12 protein-coding genes are annotated in these 17,834 nt (G+C 48.9%); 6 read left to right on the top strand and 6 right to left on the bottom strand.

The features are described from left to right. Positions 1-224: 224 nt before the first annotated feature. From istA to C1752_RS29155, 3 genes are all read left to right on the top strand, one after another. Positions 225-1,769 (top strand): IS21 family transposase, encoded by a 1,545-nt coding sequence (gene istA, locus C1752_RS27125; protein ID WP_110989162.1) that lies wholly within the window; start codon positions 225-227, stop codon positions 1,767-1,769. Between the two features lie 26 nt (positions 1,770-1,795). Continuing rightward, positions 1,796-2,566, top strand: coding sequence for an IS21-like element helper ATPase IstB (istB, locus tag C1752_RS27120; protein ID WP_110989161.1), 771 nt, complete (start codon positions 1,796-1,798; stop codon positions 2,564-2,566). 133 nt (positions 2,567-2,699) lie between these two features. Further along, on the top strand, positions 2,700-3,020 hold the full coding sequence (locus C1752_RS29155) for a hypothetical protein (RefSeq protein ID WP_199464548.1): 321 nt from the start codon (positions 2,700-2,702) through the stop codon (positions 3,018-3,020). 35 nt (positions 3,021-3,055) lie between these two features. Here the strand turns inward: C1752_RS29155 and C1752_RS27110 are convergent, their stop codons facing one another. From C1752_RS27110 to C1752_RS27085, 6 genes are all read right to left on the bottom strand, one after another. Beyond that, positions 3,056-4,846, bottom strand: a complete 1,791-nt coding sequence (locus C1752_RS27110; protein ID WP_233501914.1) for a S8 family peptidase — start codon at positions 4,844-4,846, stop codon at positions 3,056-3,058. Positions 4,847-5,335: 489 nt separating this feature from the next. Then, complete coding sequence (locus tag C1752_RS27105) at positions 5,336-5,698, bottom strand: TfoX/Sxy family protein (protein WP_110989159.1); 363 nt, start codon at positions 5,696-5,698, stop codon at positions 5,336-5,338. A 56-nt stretch (positions 5,699-5,754) separates the two neighbouring features. Then, positions 5,755-6,747: a HEAT repeat domain-containing protein gene (locus tag C1752_RS27100; RefSeq protein WP_110989158.1), complete on the bottom strand. Its 993-nt coding sequence runs from the start codon at positions 6,745-6,747 to the stop codon at positions 5,755-5,757. Positions 6,748-6,826: 79 nt separating this feature from the next. Next, positions 6,827-10,636: a hypothetical protein gene (locus C1752_RS27095; protein WP_110989157.1), complete on the bottom strand. Its 3,810-nt coding sequence runs from the start codon at positions 10,634-10,636 to the stop codon at positions 6,827-6,829. Between the two features lie 679 nt (positions 10,637-11,315). Next, on the bottom strand, positions 11,316-13,301 hold the full coding sequence (locus C1752_RS27090) for a lipoxygenase family protein (protein ID WP_110989156.1): 1,986 nt from the start codon (positions 13,299-13,301) through the stop codon (positions 11,316-11,318). Positions 13,302-13,813: 512 nt separating this feature from the next. Next, positions 13,814-14,047 (bottom strand): DUF4113 domain-containing protein, encoded by a 234-nt coding sequence (locus C1752_RS27085; RefSeq protein ID WP_110989155.1) that lies wholly within the window; start codon positions 14,045-14,047, stop codon positions 13,814-13,816. Positions 14,048-14,319: 272 nt separating this feature from the next. On the opposite strand from C1752_RS27085, the gene C1752_RS28775 reads away from it, so the two are divergent. From C1752_RS28775 to C1752_RS27070, 3 genes are all read left to right on the top strand, one after another. Next, entirely contained in the window at positions 14,320-14,487 is a 168-nt protein-coding gene (locus tag C1752_RS28775) for a hypothetical protein (RefSeq protein ID WP_158535247.1), read from the top strand. Between the two features lie 241 nt (positions 14,488-14,728). Continuing rightward, positions 14,729-16,468, top strand: a complete 1,740-nt coding sequence (locus tag C1752_RS27075) for a GMC oxidoreductase (protein WP_110989153.1) — start codon at positions 14,729-14,731, stop codon at positions 16,466-16,468. A 93-nt stretch (positions 16,469-16,561) separates the two neighbouring features. After that, positions 16,562-17,740 (top strand): alpha/beta fold hydrolase, encoded by a 1,179-nt coding sequence (locus C1752_RS27070; RefSeq protein WP_110989152.1) that lies wholly within the window; start codon positions 16,562-16,564, stop codon positions 17,738-17,740. Positions 17,741-17,834 lie beyond the last annotated feature (94 nt).

The following is a 17,834-nucleotide window of genomic DNA, read 5'->3' as shown; positions in this document are numbered from 1 at the left end:
CCTATACATAGAAAGAGATACATCGATTTAGGTGCTCTGAAAAAGGCGAAAAATAACGCCTGAAACCTATGCTGTCAAAGCGCTGCAGCCTTAGCGTTGTTTTCTGTTCCGATGTACCCTAAACACCTCTATGTAGTTGTTTGCCGTGCCCACACAGGTAATTTCCACGTTTCACGGAATCTAATGTCCTACGTTCTGTAAAGACCGCAGAGGAGTTAGGAGCCATGAAGCATCATCACCAAGGGAAATTACTATCGATGGTCAAATTTCGAGAAATCATCCGCCTCTATGAACTCGGCTATAACCAAACCCAGATCGCGACCAGTTGCGTCGTAGCCCGCTCTACGGTTCAAGACTATATCCGTCGCGCTGCCGCTAAATGCCTCAGCTACGAGCAACTTCAAAGTCTCAATGATAAGGAGGCTCAAGCCTTACTGGGCAAGCATCAATCGAAGCCTTTGCAACGGGACGCGATTGACTTTGAGGCGGTTCATACCGAATTGCAATCAAAAGGGATCACCCTCGCTTTGCTCTGGCAAGAGGGCCTAGATCGCCAAGAATGGAACCTGAGCTATGGTCAATTTTGCCGTCGTTACAACCAGTGGAAAGGGCATCATAATCTATCGATGCGTCAGGTCCACAAAGCCGGTGAAAAATTATTCGTCGATTATTGTGGGTTGACCATGAGGGTCCGAGATCCGTTCACAGAAGAAGAGCATGAGGCTCAAATTTTTGTCGCGTGTTTAGGTGCCAGCAACTATACCTTTGCCGAAGCAACTCCCACTCAAGCGATTCCTCACTGGCTGGGTTCTCACCAACGAGCTTTGGCCTTCTTTGGGGGTGTGCCCCACTGTATCGTTCCCGATAATCTGAAATCCGGTATCAACTCTGCTTGTCGATATGAGCCAGAACTCAATCGCAGCTACCAGGAATTTGCAGAGCACTATGGTGTTGCGGTCATTCCCACACGTGTCAGGCGACCCCGCGATAAAGCCAAGGTTGAAAAAGCGGTCCAGGAAGTAGAACGGCAAATTATTGCCCCACTACGCCATGAGCAATTCACGAGCTTTAGCGCTCTCAATGAGGCCATTACTCTCAAGCTGTGCCAGCTTAACGAGCGGACGATGCAAGGGTATGGCATGTCACGTCGGCAACGCTTTGAGCAGATAGAGAAATCGGTCCTCAAGCCCTTACCGACTTACTCGTTTGTCCTGGCGCAATGGAAACAAGCGACCGTCAACCTGGACTATCACATAGAAGTGGAGCACCACTACTACTCGGTCCCTTATTGGTTTGTCAGACGCAAGGTCAGCGTCAAGATCACCGAGAAACTCATTGAAGTGTTGTTTGAAAATCAGCGGATTGCTGCCCATCCGCGCTCATCGGTCCCGTATCGGCACACCACCTTACCTGAGCATATGCCCCCTGAGCATTGGGCCTATAAACAACAGTCGAAAGAGCGATTCTTAGCATGGGCACATCGCATTGGGCCACAGACCCTCCAACAGGTGGAAGCCATCTTCAAGCGCAAGACCTATGAAGAACAGGCATTTCGCTCAATTTCAGGGGTTCAGCATTTAGCCACACGCTATGGCCCCCAGCGATTAGAGCAGGCTGCACAACGGGCTAATCTCTTCAATCTCGTCGGTTATCAACGGCTCAAGTCGATTCTTAAATCTAATTATGACCAGCTTCCCCAAGCACCACCAGAGTCTTCAGTGCCACCGATTCAACATGACAATTTGCGCGGTCAAGACTACTACAGCTAAGCGTCCCTTTCCTCCTTTTAGTAACGATGCAACAAACCATAGAACAACTCCAATATCTCAGACTCAACGGATTGCTAGAGGCATGGCAACAACAACAGGCACAGCCGACCTATCAAGATCTCTCCTTTGATGAACGCTTGGCCCTGCTGGTCGAAAGCGAATATCTCAGACGCCAAAACCAGCGGATGCATCGGCGGCTCAAACAAGCTCGATTGTTCACTAATGCGGCCCTCGATGATGTTGATTTCCAGGTCAAGCGAGGGTTGAATAAGGCTCACTTCCTACAGTGGACGCAGGGGCAATGGCTTAGCAAACATCTCAACTTGATGCTCATTGGACCGACAGGGGTGGGCAAAACCTTTCTCAGTTGTGTTTTAGCTGAGCATCTCTGTAAGCAGGGGATGACAGTGCGCTATTTCAAAACAGCAGATTTAATCTGCCAGCTCAAAATGGCTAAGGTCGATGGGTCGTTCCCGAAATTCAGAAAGCAACTGGCAGCTTTTAATTTGATTGTTCTCGATGAATGGCTCAGAGATCCGCTTAGTGACCATGATGCAAGGGAAATACTTGACTTCCTTGATGAACGCTATCGACGGGCGTCGTGTTTGTTTGCCACCCAATTGCCCATCAAGCAGTGGCATCAAAAGATTGAAGAACCCACCCTCGCTGATGCCATCCTCGACCGCATTGTCCATGATTCGGTTCGAGTGATGCTCAAAGGTGAGTCGATGCGGAAACTCACCAGTTCAATGATCAATGAAAAGCAGGAGGATAGTCCAGCGGAGAAGACGACTTGATGACAATTTACGATCTCACTGGGCAATGCTCATATTGCCTATCTAGGGACTGACATGCCAACATACCCACATTGCCTGTTTTCATGGCACTGATGAACACTCTGAGAAGGGGGTGCCGAAGTACACGCAACTGATGCCGAAGCTATGCAAATACGCAGCAGCAGAGCAGAGCGCTCGTCAACGTCGGTTGGCCTTTTGGTCGCAGACTGATCCGATCATGCCGTGGGATTACCGTCGACGAAAACGCTCCGTCGTTCAGCAGCCCACTGTGGCTATTCCCGAAGCATCTGGTCCTTCTCGAGCTGGATGCGATCGCTCCTATCCTGATGTGTGCATTCCATCGGCTCCACCAGACCTCGACTGTGGGGATATCAGTCATCGCCGGTTCCGGGTAGTGGGTGCTGACCCACATCGGTTTGACGGCAATAGGGATGGAGTTGGGTGTGAGGGTTAACAACCCTTTCCTTGTCCCTTCAACTAGAGCTGAATCTAAAATACTTGTTTAGACATCTGTTTCGTTAGCTGCCTTGACATGTCTTTAGATAAGAGTGAGCTACGACACTCTTTGATACCATCCAAATTAGTCATAGATGTCTCACTATTGAGTATAACTTCACCATTGCTTGTGAGGGTTTTAGCGAATGCTTTATAGGAATCTGGGTTTGTAGAAAAACGGAACGCTAGCTCCTGCCCGAACTTGGATAAAGTATTCGGTAGTTCTTCCGGAGAGACGTTGAGAAGCTCCGATAGCTGTGAATCTAACGTGTCTGACAATGTTTTCGGTTTGGATTCATCGGTAAATGACGGGCTTTGTCCAAATAGCTCCCGTAATTCTCGTAAAGCTTCACTGTTTCTGAATCCAACTTCTTGCATTGAGGTATCGGGCATAGCAACATCATCGATATACTCTTCAAGCCTTGCGGAGAGAGTATCCTCAGCGTTGACGATACCCACTCCGCCTCGACGAGTATCCCAATTGTCAATTTTCCTACAGTTAGCTTTTAAGATTTTCTTGAAGAGTGTTGGGATCTTCGCAAGATTATCACTCCCACCTAGTCTTTGAGCTAACGCTTGCCTACCGCCGTGGTAGTCCAACCACAAAGCTGCCACACCTGCCGTTAGAGCCACAGAGAACGTTGTCCCGCTTCCTCGCTCAACAGGGAACTTCACTTGGCCCTGATCGTTTTTGATCGCCCGTGCTCTCCAAACAGATTCTCCGGGTGCCGAAACATCTACCTCGCCAATCCTGCTGATAGAGCCTTGCCAGATTTCCTGTTTGGCATTGCTAGCCGCAACCGAGATGACCTCATCAATCGATGCTGGAGGGGCAACCCACGGGATGTAATTACCTGCGGCTCCGAGCACAATTACGCCTTGAGATTGTGCTTCACGAACGGCCTGTCTTAACCGTCCAGATGACTGTACTGCTCCCATGCTGACTGAAATAACATCTGCCTGATCTTTTACAGCGCGTTCAATGGATCGTGCGAGGTTGAGTACGCTTTGGGGCCAGAGGACGACCGAATAGGTAGTGCGGTAAGGAATCAGCGCTGCACCTGGGGCAACTCCCGTCACGAAGAGACAATCTGCACCGCCTCTGGGACTGACAATGACGCTGGCTGCGGAAGTACCATGCCCAGGGTTTGGGATGATGACCCCAAAAGGTTCTTCTAATTCATCTAGGGGGTCTGAGTGAGTTTCTCCATCAATGAAGTCGTATCCCTGCTCGATTAGTAAGTTGTCTTTAATTTCAGGGTGTTGTCTATATCCTGTATCTGGGTGTCCAATGATAATTTTTTGACCTGGTGGCTTCTGAATGTGGCCTGGGAAAAAGCGTTCCCAGGCTTGGAATACTCTCATTTCCTTCAATGCCCACTCCAGATCTTGGCTTTCAGGTAAATGTTCATCTGATCCGGTTCCGAGAACAGAGCGATATTCTCGGGTAAAATCCTCGCTGTCTTCCTCGTTGGGTAGTTCAATATCTTCAATCCAATCAGGTCGCCCTTCAACCACAGCGGCAAAGAGCGGTTCCACACACGCAATTTCTGAGAGTTCGTCCATGTCGTATGCCATTTCCCAAGCTTCTCGAACGGTTGGGTTAAATTCTTCAGCAATCAGATCAAAGTTTGTTGACTGATGACCGTAAGCCTGGACTGTAAATTCTATTTTGAAATGTTTGTAAATCAACTGCTGCACATCTTGCGGCTTGCTTGACGTACTAGTCTCGATAGCAAACCCTTCAAAGACTGGAGCGCACTGCTGAGCTATGGTAGCTTTCATGTTCGGCATAGAAATACCTACAGATCCGTATATTGAGGTTTTTTTGATTGAAGTGTATATGGATACTGCTACTTATCAGTAGCTAACGCCCTGTTTCTCAAGGGTTCAATAAATCTTCATATGTATCTTCTGGCAGCCAGGTGTGGTCAATTCACCCTTACAATTTTGACAAGGATACCGCCGGGGCCTGGTGAGAGACCATCGCATCTACGAACGCATCATCTAAGCCTGCCGCAAACCTGTGGCCGCAACTGCAATTCTCCTGTAACTCCAGCGCTTATTGGTGGTTTAGTAAATCTCTAGAGCTGTACTTGCCACTCAAAATATCGAGGCTAGGATGGCAGCAATTGGGCTGTCGTACCCCCCGCATTAGCCCAGCGTGGCTCTCGAAAAGGTAACCATTACCGAAAGGGATTGGACACAAATTAGCAAGCCTAGCCGACCTGTATGGCTGTTGCTATTGCTGAAGAGCCTTTATCAACCTTTCCTCTACGACGATTTTTTCCGCTTGCTTTTAGACTTGGACTTTGACCGGGCAGCAGCAGCCTGGGCCGCCTCTACCCACTGCACGAGCTGTTCTAGATTATCAAAGACCTCACCCGGAAGCCGATAGTAGGACATTTGGATGGGTTTACCTTTGCCGTGGTAGGTGAAAGGTTCCGAGCCTGCTGCAATGTAGTCCTCTCGGTTCTGGTCATCGACCTTGAAATAGAGAACATCATCCGCAATCAAGGCGATCATCACACTTTCTACAAAGAGGCCATAGCCGCCAAACATGAACCGGGCCGTCACAGGCGTAACCCGATTGAGATGGGCAACCACTTGATCAACAAACGGAGAACGATTGGACATACTGAATCTCAAAAAGTATTGCTTCTACAATTAACTGGGGCAGATGTGAGCGATCGCTAATCATCAAACAAAAAGCTCAAACCATCTTCTCCTTTTCTGTCTGCACGGGCTGTTTCTACGCGTTCCCAGAGCCGTTCATCATCGCGGTAGATCGACATGGCTTGTTCGGCAAGACGCGCCTCTAACTCACTGCCACGGGAAATAGTATCCACAACATAGTCAAATGCTTCTGGCAACCGCAGAATGGCGATGGCCTCGAACGAAATCCTCAGTCGTTCTTCGTCGAGAATGTTCTCTGCGAATTCTCGCAGTGCATTGAAAGCTGACAGTCGCCGTGAAGATCCCAAGGTAATCGCTGCAACAGATACTACATCAACATCAGAAGACTCTAGAAACTGAGCCACGAACCGTACCGTTTCGTCTTTCTCCTCAGGATTAGTAGTGGGACCAGAAAGGGCAAATAAGACCGAGAAAATTTCTTCTAGAACCCTGACATTCTGTTCGCCACTGAGTGCTCTCAATCGAAGCAAAGCAATGGGCGTTGTTCCTGAAAAGCAGCTTAGCGCTTGCGCCGCCCCTGCTCTAGCTTCGGTCTCTGGGTCCGCCAATAGGTCGGCAATGTAGAGTAGGGCATCAGAATATCCAGTTTCAGCCAGTGCCAACGCGCATTCAGCTCTGAGTTGAGCGGCCCGGTCTTCTTTGCCACCCCAGACTGCCTCAAACTGTTTGTACCTGATGCCCCGTATGTAAGTGGTTGGTTCATAGGCTTTCAAACGTCGCAAAGCCTTAATGATATTCGCCTTTCCTATACAGCCCGGATCAACATTCGCTCCATTGTTGCTCAGCCGTTCGTAAGCTTTGAGCATGTCAGGAATGCCATCTTTCCATTCCAATTGGGCCGCAATCTTCGCCGCTTTGCCTATAACAACACCATGCTTGCTCAATAGTCCCCGACGCAACCCAAACCATGTCTCATCATCAGGGGGAGCATCAGCCAATTGGTCTAGTTGTGAGAGGACTGTCTCGATATCGTTTTTTCGCTTTGCCACTGCTTTATCCCGAGCTTGAATGCCCTTGATTGACCTTAAATTCTATGCCCCCTTCGTCGCATTTCTTTATCCCTGGTGACTATGCCCACGTTCTCAGTTCATCAACCCAATAATTTAGGAGTGCCGTCATTTGAGATCGCCGGGCCTCAAAGGTAGCTGCCACCCATATGAACAGCAGCCCCACAACAATCCCTATGGCCCAGAGCAAAAACGACTGATCGGCAACGAATAGCCAGAGCTGACGCCCCACCTTGAGGACGAAAAATAGGCTGCCCACATAGGCAAAGGCTCGTACCCGCAGGATTAGACCTGATAGAACCAACAACAGAAAACAGCCAGCAGCGGCAAATCCCCATAGTAGCTGAGCATCAGATTCAGCCAGCGCACTCAAACACATCAAGCTCGTGGCCATCGTCCTTAGCAGATGGCGCTGGTTGCGGGTTGTGTCAGTTTTAAAGACAGGATCAATCTGAGCGATATACAGAAGGGAGCCTCCCACAAGACAGGCGATTGCAAACTGTCCCTGGAGTTGGTAGATATCAAGCAACCGCCAGATGGCCCAGTCCGCGAAGAATATGCTGAGATAGCTCAATTGAGGACGACGTTCCTGCATTGCTAACCAGGCATAGAAAGCCCCCGCAATCAGGAGGGTGGGAATAAGGATAGCGTTAGCAGTTGTTAAAGTCGCTACTAGAGGCAGAGCGAAGGCCGTCTGTCTCCACGGTCTTCTAGGCCAGCCCCATGTAGACCAGGGCAATCGATAAACGCCAGCCGCTAAGAGGCAGGCAATTGCTGCTCCCCAGTGCTGCAAGAACGGCATGGGAACCGTAAGATACAGCCCATAGCCGAGGGCTGCAATTGTCTCTAGGATGCCTGCATAGATCCAGCCCTCGCGCCTGCGTCCCTGGATAAAGGCATAGCAGGCTAAGCCACTGGTCACCCCAATCCATAGCGGCTCCCCACCAGTACTCAATTCGGCAACCAACGCTAAGAAAGCCAACCCACTGGCCGCGGTCCAGTGAAGATGCGCGATAATCTGTAATTCCTTAACCGAGAGCTTCACATAGCGTGCTAGCCAGGGGGCCAAGACGTATTCACTGTAGGCAATCACCGTGCCCAAGACTGCAAACATCAGCCAGCCATCGGCCACCCGCCCGCCAATGGCCTGCAGCAGTTGATAGATCAAGAGCTCATAGGCGCCCCAGCTCAGACCGGCGATCGCCAGATAGGACATGCCCTTGAAACTGACCTGCCGTCGGCTGACGCCAATAGCGATCAGGCTGAAGATCAGGGTATAGATTCCGGTAGTGGCGGAAAAGCTGCTGTGGCCAAAGACCCATCCTAAACTGCCGTAGAGGAGAGGAATGAGTTTTTCACTGGCCCAGTATGGTCTGTCGTTCTGCCGCCTCCATAGCTTCCCAATGCCCAGACTCAGGATGCCAAGAGCTAAGTTAGCAATCGCTAATTCTATGATTGAAGCATTTCGCAGAAGAAGCAAACTGGCCATCAAGACCTCTAGGCTCACAGCAACCTGAAACCGACTGCTCTCAGAAGGATTTTGCCAACTGTGATAGCTGATGGCAAGCGTCGCTAGCCCCGTTGCTCCGATGAGATATTGAGGGCTAGGGCCCAGCGTATCCCAGCCGCTGTAGAGCAAGCCCAAGCAGAGGTTCATTCCCAACAGATTGAGCGTATTGAGACCCCAGGCCCATCGACTCAGGGCTTTGATGTACCAGCGTCCCAACCCGCGCCGCTGCAGTTCGCCATGTAAGAGCCACAGCAACAGAGCCGTCGCGGCTACCCAGTTTGAGAATAATCCCAAAGAGATCTGCCCTTGGCGGAGTTCCCAGAGAGCTGCGTAGACAAAGCTGAGGCCAAAGCCAATGGTCAACCCACCTGCCAATGGATGCTTTAGCGTCCGAGTATTGAAAAACGTAAGTACTGTGCTGCCCGCCAACCCCAACAGACGCGGTGTGGTCCAAGCAAAGGTGAGGGGTTGAGCAACCACCAGCGTGGCCATGCCTAGGCCAGCCGCTAGTTTTGGTCTTTGAAAGCCAGACCGAGTTCCTAAAAGAGTCAGCATCACGGGCGTCATCAGCCATGACACCCGCCAAATCATATTCTCGCTACTCCAGAGAACATAGCTGACCGCAGCTAACCCGAGACCTAGATTCCAAGCACTTTCCTGCCACCTTGATGCTCTGACCCAACCGCTAACGACCCACTCTGCCATCATGGCTCCAAGACAAATGCTGGCCCAAACTGCCAGACTAAGGCGAGGAAAACCGAAGTCAATGTTTGCGAAGATAGCCGAGAGACCTGCGAATTGGGTCAAATAGAGCAGGAATGATCGCGCCTGAGGTCGTCGGCAAACAACCCAACTGAGCGTGAGGGCAGACAAAATCAGGTTGAGCGATCGCGTCAAGGGATTTAAGAAGCTGATGATCGTCAAAATCAATCCCATTCCTAAGGCCAAGCCTTCTGCTGTCTCAGTCAATTGACCCGATGACCGCTGCCGTAGTTTTGACCCCAGCCAAAGAGTCAACAGACAGTATGGGAATAACCCAACTCCCCAGAGAGCCATTGGCATTCCCACCTCGGTGGGTGCCCATTCAATCGCTGTGGATACCACCTGCTGCCGCAGCCCTGCCGACACGAGATGAGTTAGAGGCCAACACGTTTGAAGACCAATGAAAAAGAGACAGACTAGATCTAAAACCTTTGACCGACGCCTCAGGCGTTCCCCAAAGATCCATAGAGCTAAGACACTAATGGCCAATGCCTGTCCTGGAATTGCCAGTGCTGCCCAGCGACCCATGATCAGCAGTCCCACCCCTAACCAAAACCAAGGCTGAAGAGAGCGGCGGCTTAACCAGCACAATAACCAGCCGCCCAGCGCAATTGCCAATCCCATCTTTGATATCGGGATCTGGGCCACCACAATAGCTCGGAACAAGAGCAGCAGTAGTCCACCTATCACAGCAATCCGGCTTGGCTGCATCCATCCCAAGAGCGAAGGTAATGAGTCCTCGGCCTCTTCCGAAGCGACAGCGCCTCCCTGTTCCTGAATATTGTCTTCATAGGTAAGTGCTATGCAGGTCGCTAGCATACCCCCATAGGTCGCAAACCAGGGCCAACCTGGTTGTTCCCATCCCCAGTGCAACCAGCTCAACCCGACAATATTGACGGTGGTAATCCGGATTAATGAGGTGGAGAGAGACCCTCGACTCAAGCGCAGTAGCACCCCGAGAATTCCGGTTAGGGTCAGGGCTGAGAGTGCTGCCACCAACCAACCCCCACCACTTCTGAACAGGTTGAGCTGATCCATCATCCAAAAATTAACCGGGATGAGCAGCAGTGTCGTCACTTGCAGCATTCGAGCTGTGAGCTGTAGCTGAGGACGACGCTCTAGCCCATAGGCCACGGCAGCGAAAACCAGGGTATAAGCCAGCAGCAAACCATACTGACCTGCGGGTACTAGATAGCGCCATTGGGTCGCAGCTAACACCCCAGAGGACACCACCACCATAAAAACGCCCAACAGCAACAGCCATAAAACACTTAGCTCTGCCATCAGGGACTGTAGAATGTGTGTCAGCCAATCTGTTCCTTGCTGTTGGGGAGGGGAAGATATCTGAGGAGCCGGTACCCTCGGTGAATCGCTAGATGGGGGAATCGGAGCCTCCAACTGTCCAACCTGATGCGCAATGGTCGTCTCCTTGCTCAGTGAGGTTGTTAAGAGAGCACAAGTCAAGTTTTGCAGGCAAAAATTGCGGACTTGTGAATCTGAGATTAACCCTAGCTGTAGCCACACATCCAGCCCCTTCAACAGAGCGGGATGGTTTAACTGAATCCTCAGAGAAAGCTGAGCGGAACGGCCAGAATCCATTGGTTTACAATAGTCCTAAATGATTTCAGAAGGGCGCAAGCTCACTGCCTTTAAGTCACTAGCGTAGAGCCGCATCGAGCAGTATCCCATCAACAGAACGTTGTGATGAGTGCCAGATTTCAATATGGATCTATCTTGGCGACTGTTCCTCTGTACATTCAATGAGGCAATCGTAGTCGCTGCATGCCGAATCGAGTGCAGCCAAGCTTCATGTATGGGAGCGAATGGACATGAACTGGGGTGAAGTTAATTCGCAGCAATCTCCTTAAGTATTTAATCCAGTTTGAAGCACCGCTCTTCACCACACTCGTCTATCACTTCCGGCGCTCCCAGTTTTCATATGAAGCCCGAAGATGCCCCTCTACCTGATGTTCAGGATATAGCCCGAATGTCATCACTACAGCCCCGGCTGGTGGACACCCTCTGCAGCCTGCCGTATGGCTGAGATTATCTGCGGTGTATCGTTACCCCTACTACCTCAGCTTTTCAGCCGCTCGGTAGGCGTAGGGTTCGGTCGCTTCTGATCAGCCGTATGCTCTCTTGCCTTACTGAGCGACAGTGAGCAGAATATTACCAATAGAACAATATAAGCTTTGCTCCAGTAGTTGCTAAGGAAGAAATGAAGGGCAACGATTTAAGTCTGGAAGCAGTGTAGGTCTTCTATCGTCACCCACCTCAACTAGATATTTGTAGATTGCGGAATTTTTGACGGCAGCAAAATATCGTAAAAAGTAGGACGAGTTTCGTTCCGTTGTTGAATGGTCAACTCAATCTCTTTCAACTTGTTCTGAAAAATCTCTAGGTGATGAGAGATTCGTGAATCACCAAAGTAATCATGCTGATTCATCTCCTCTAGCTCTACCTCATTAGCCTTGTATTGTCCGATTTGAGTGTAGTACACGGATCCTAATGTATATCCAAAATTCATTTGTTGCTCAGCTAGGCTAAGTGATGGCAGCATCGAAAAGTAGTCTGCTTCACTGACTTTAAGAGTCGTTGGAGCCGCATTAAATCCTGCCAGTGGCATATTGGGTGCAAACGACATTAACGATGCTTGGGTGAAATTGACTGCTGCATGTTGAACGCTACAAGTGAAGATAATCAGCGTTGTCGCATCGATCAAATAATCCAACGTTCGGATTTTTGGTCTTCTGTCCTCTGGTATGACTTCTCCTATCTCTGTCATCTGGCCCCCATCCTCAGCGACAAGTTCTGCTAGCCACGCCTGTAAAACGGCATCACTTAGCACCTCATCATCACTGCTGTAGTAGACCTCAAGGTATGACTTAACCCACTTATGAATGGCATCCCAAATGAGCAACGCATCATCACGATAGGGGTAGTCCGGTAATTTTTGTGGATCATCTACACCACGAGCAGCAAAGGTTTTGGGAAGCATTGAATCATTAAATGCAAACGGGTATCCCTTCGCAGCCTTAACACTGAGCGTTACAGACGATAGCAACGTACCCGATAAAATACTTTCCACAACACCACCCTTAGCAATCAGGCTACCTGCAGCAGCATTATTGATGAAGAAAGTACCCTCAAAATGAGGCAGAAGGAGCTTACCTAACTTGTGTTTTGCTAAACGACGGTAGGTACCGAGCGCTATTGGCTCAATCCACAGATGAGTGCGTCCTAGGTGTGAGATTAGTTCATGGTAATTGCCATCAGCGACCTGAACGACCGTCTTTGCCATTCTCCAAGCCCATCGCTCCTCATCAACAGCCGCTATACTGGGTGGAGTAAAAATGAGACTGCCAGCGTCTTGACTGCATTGAATCGCAACCGGTGTCAGTAGACGGCCCGGACAATCACCCGAGGCGATCGCAAACAAAGCTAGAGGTGCATAACCGAATTTCTCAATCGTTTCTTTGATGCTACCGTTTACCCCTACCTCAACAGTCCCTGGATCGATTTCGTCCAGAATCTTGTAGTCAGCCAGGTAGATCCGCCCCTCGTCTAGTGCAGCCTGAAGGGAGTCATCTTTACCCATCACCTTTGTATAGTGTTCCTCAGTTACCTTGAAATACTCAGGGAGTTCAGAGACTTGCATAATGACCAGTGGGTTAGCCCCCGCCACCCGTTGAGCTGCAAAGGAGCGATCCTCAAGAAAATGATTGCTAATATCCGGTAAATAGATGATCTGAAATAGATTGCGATAGTCCTCAAATGAAAGATGCTTTACCGGGTCCTTCGTTTTAGATTGCTGTTGAATATCATCAACCATTGCCTCAACCCTGGCTTGCACCTGATCGGGCTTCTGGTTTTGCTTAACATCTTGTTCAATATCTTGAGATTTAGGTCTGCGCTTGAACCGATTTGTCAACGCTCGGGCAATGCTAATGATGAAATCAAAGAGTCTTTCAATATAGGAACTGTTCTTTGGATCTTCTAAAATTCTGTATAAGCGGATAAATGTAATCAGGCGGCAGGCCGATCCCTTTCGGAGTGATACATTTTGCATGGCCTGATTTGCAACTAGTCTAAGTACAAGGGAAACTACATTTTTCGTCCACTTCCATTTCGTAAACGACTGATCAGCAGGTAAGACTTTCACTGCCATTGGATATATCAACTTAGGTGAAATATTTTTAAAGGCGTCGTACCGATACTCGTATTGCTGAGACTGAGCTTCTTGAGCAGTATTAGAGTCTGTCATAGCAGTTCCAAATATATGACTAATTCAAGCAGAGCATTACAGATATCTCCGCTACTATACTGGGATGAAATGCAAAGATCTGAATAAATCTGAATCCCGTAACAAAGAGTAATTTATGTCTCTTAAATATTTGTGCCAAACACGATTTACTTCTGGAATAGATGTATGCGAATAGAATTTACAAAGTGCTTATTTTTAAATTTTCAAAGCATTTATATTCTGATTGAATGACGTAGGTATATTATTTAGAAAACGGATAATGGATGGATGGTACGGAATATATTAATTAATCTTTGTGGTTCTGTATTGAGTACTCAATATGTTAGGTGTCAACATTCCTTGAGATGACATGAGCACTCAAAGAAAAGTACCGCCCTGTATTTCAGGAAAGATGAAATGTTTCTGATGTTTATTTAACTCTGCTTGCCACTGACCTATGCATCGATTAGTAAGTGAGAAATGGATGATTTCTGTGTGTGTCGAATGCTTCTTCAGTTAGCATTCACTGTCGATCACCGCACCACCGGCAACTCATCCCATCGCGTTGTATATGCCTGAGTACACCGCTGCCGCTTCATCGCCCACTGCTGAGTGCAACCCTCGCTCGCAAAGAAGACAGCCCTACGACCATATAGACGATTGAGTTGATCTACAGTCCGCATCAGCGCGATCGCTTTCTCACTGTCCCTCTCTTGAAAGAGATGCCCCTGTATCGCATTGGCCTGGGAGATATCAAATAGTATCACCCCCGCCTTGGCATAGAGTGACCGGAGTCAGAGACTATTTTCCACTCATTGAATAGAAGTTGATTCCTCCTTTCACACTCAGCTTTCTACATCGCACCAGGCATTTCAGGCCTGCTAGGAGCCGTAACGCCAGCGAGGCCTTAGGTATCAAATGGTTGGGCTATTTTTAACAGTCCCGTGGGCAAAGGTTTGATCTTAGGACCATGCGTAAATTACGACCATAGTGTTGATAACTCAGTAGTGCCGCACTAACCAGATCGTGGATCGAGCTGATGAGTAAAACATTTACCCGTTCAGAACTCCGCAACATTGCTAGGTACCACAAACTCCTCCTATGGTCGATTCTTGCGGCGATCGCAGCCAATCTTGCTCGGCTCACCCTAGAGGGGGAAGCCATCTTCTGGGCATCTATAGCTGTGCAGCCCTCTTTTAAATCGTGACCATCATTTACCGTGGAAAAGCCCTGAAGTTTCCGATAGTCGGAATCGTTGTATTGATATTGGGTTTGTTCCTATCTGTGCTGGGTCTATTGCTATTGCTTTTCATCCATAGCAGAGCGATAGAGACATTGAAGGGAGCTGGAATCAAGGTTGGCTTTATGGGAGCCGACTCAACCACAATTTAAAGTCCAGAGAAGCCCGCTCAAATTTCGCAACGTATACAAGCCATTGGGGTGCAGCAATGCCAAAGCTAGCCGACTGTCCGAATTCTGAGCAATATGACTATATTGTCGTGGGATCTGGCAATGGAGCCTGTGCGTTTCTGCATCAATACCTCGCCTGTTCAACTCAGGGAAACGTTTTGGTTATAGAAGAAGGCGAGAACTTCTTTGAAACCAGTGATATCTCCCACCAACGGAACTGGACCCAATCCTATTCTGAAGCCAATATCTTCAAACTTCACAACGCTCAAACCCCCGATGGAACCCCCATCCTTTCCGGTCGAGCCTGCACAATGGGAGGGGGTGGCTCCATCAACTACACCATGATCTTTGAATCATCCCAGTGGCTGAGTGAGCATCTTGGGCATGATCCAGATTATTGGACAGATAGAAAAGCAGAACTATCACAAGCCTTCGAACGGACAGATCCGAACCGGACACTGACGCCAGCGGCTGAGTATGTCAAAGCAAAATTAGAAGCCCAGCAATTCACTATCAACAAAGATAATAGTGGGCATATCCCCGTCTATCCAGACGATCAAGACAAACAGATCCACATCTTTCCCACTCAGTTCAATGAATTTGGTCAACGGACCCATAGTGGGATCTCCCTTCTGCACTGGTCTGACAACCCTCGATTGGACTATGTGACTCAACGGAAAGTGACTCATCTGCAGCTCGAAGCAGCAGATGATGAAGACCTACGTTGTTCAGCAATTACCATCGAGAACCTAGAAACAGGAGACCTTAAAACCCACTTATTGGGTAACCACACCAAACTTCTCCTCTGTGCTGGAGCAGCGACCCCCCAATTGCTTTACGAGCATCGAGATCGTCTCCAAAATCTTGAAATTGGTGAACATGTCAACGATCATATTCTCCTGCCCTTTGGGATTTACCTGCTTCCTAAGCCTCTTCAGGTCAGTCTTAAAGACCAGTATCTCTCCCTGTTTGCCACCACCGAAGTTCGCCTCGGGGAAGATGAAGCCGAAGAGCCAACCGTTTGCAACTTTGACTTCTTCTCTGGTCAATTGGATGTCCTGATTTACTTGATTTCTCATCTATTCCTAGCCTTTTGGGTGCCGAACTGGCTCAAGGTACTGATGATCGGCAACCCACGGGTCTTTCAACAGCTTAAGGATGTTAGTCGATGGTTGATTGCCCGATTGAATGGCCTCGACGATCTTCTGTGGTCCCTTCGGCATCCGACTCAGATGGGACAGCACCAGTGGAATCTTATTTCAGCCATTGTGAAATTCAATATTGTTCGTGAAGGATTCTATCAACCCTCTGATGGTAAGACTGATCCTCCATCAGACAAATCTAAACTGTATGAGGTTATCCTTCGATGTTTCCAAGCTAGCCCGCTCCAGGATGATCCAGACTATCGAATTGCTAGAACAGCTCTCATCAATCAAATTCCCCTTGTCGAATCACTAGGTGCTAAACCTCACCCATTCTTTCAATTCTTGATTCGACTATTCACCCGAATGCCCTATTCAAAGTTACAGGTGGATGACTATATTCAGCACTATAGTCGCAATGATTTGCTCACCGAGCAGCACCTGTCAGGCGGCTGTGTATTTGGCAAAGCCCTCAACCGAGGAGAGGAGTCCGCCCACGATACGGGTAAAGTCATTGGCAGTCAGAACATTTATGTCGCCGATCTTTCTGCTGCACCGCTTCCTAGGGTGAGTCCACAGATGACAGCATATTTGATTGGTCATCATGTTGCCACCCAGCACTGTCAGAGAGTTTAGGAATACTGATCGTTGAATAGGGTAAGGATGTACGATCCCCAAACCCTTTAGTACTTGAGCAGACCGCAATTATTCCTTGAAGGAGAAGTCATAATGGCCGCAAAGCATGACGTTGATTGGGTAACTGAGCAACGAGCAGGGTATCGAATTCACCAATCAGGAGATCATGTCTCTGGGACCTACATGCGGGTTTACGTCCCCGACACTGCCACAAAACCAGGGAACCCGCTCAAATCAATTGTGTATCTTCATGGGTTCGCCCTGTGCATCCCTGATTTTTATGAGGAGCATATGCTCCAACTGGTGAAGGAGGGCTACATCATCTTTTTCCCTGACTTCCAGCCCAGTTTCTATCGCACCGTCCTTCCTTCCGCTTCTCCTCAGACTCGGGAAGATGAAGATATCGAACATTGGAAGCGCTGGTATTCCATTGCTACTGGTAAGAAAGTAACCCAGCAAGAGGAGCAGGCTCTCAGCGTCAATGAACTCCTGTCCCTCGATCAAAAAGAGTGGCCCCAAGCGGAAGAGATGAAGTGGGGGCCTGGATTAGAGCAGCCGATGGCAAGCGATGTTCGTCGAGTCGCTTGGGTGTTATTGCTCTTGATTGGGTTCTTTAAGCTCCTGGGCTTCATTCGTCAGGAGTATTCAAAAAATATCATTCACCTGCTCTCCACGGTGGGCATCAGCTTGTTTCAATATCCAACCTGCTGGTTGGCGAACGCAGTGAAGCTGACTGAAAATGCATGGAAAGAATTGACCCTTGATTACCCCCACTGGGCGACTACTGAGTTGTCTACGTTTGCCTTTGGTCATTCCATTGGTGGCCTAATCGCCTTGAGTGTGCCCTCTAAGGTGACCTGTGACAGTGACCCCCGAGTTGTGCCCCAGAAGATCGTGGTTGCAGATCCAGCCCCTAGCACATTGATGGGTATCCCTGGTTTTGCTATTTGGCTATTACGACGGCTTCATTCCCCCTTTACTCAAAAGCCAATCGAGATCACATCAACAGGCGAAGCGATTAAGGTTCCAGTGGCGATTTTACATGGTGGCTCCGATAAACTTGTGACACCGCAGCAATGGGTATTAGGAACGCCCTCCAACTATGATGCGATTTCCAATAGTGTGGATAAGGCTATCTATTTCTCCTACTCGAATCCCCCTGGTTTGATAGCTTTTCATAATCAGGCGGTGACCAGCACCCAATTCTATGGAGACGGGTTAATGCGGGAGTTTGGCGGTGTAAGTAGGGAGGTGCAAATAAGCTTAAGATAGCTATCGTATCTATCGCCTCTTCCTCCATGCCAGCAGCATTGCGTATCACTTTGACTGAAGATGAAGCATCAACTCTTCAAGACCTTCGCCAATC

It is taken from the genome of Acaryochloris thomasi RCC1774 (genome assembly GCF_003231495.1).
Classification (GTDB): domain Bacteria; phylum Cyanobacteriota; class Cyanobacteriia; order Thermosynechococcales; family Thermosynechococcaceae; genus RCC1774.
This window is presented reverse-complemented; position numbering and strand designations above follow the sequence as displayed.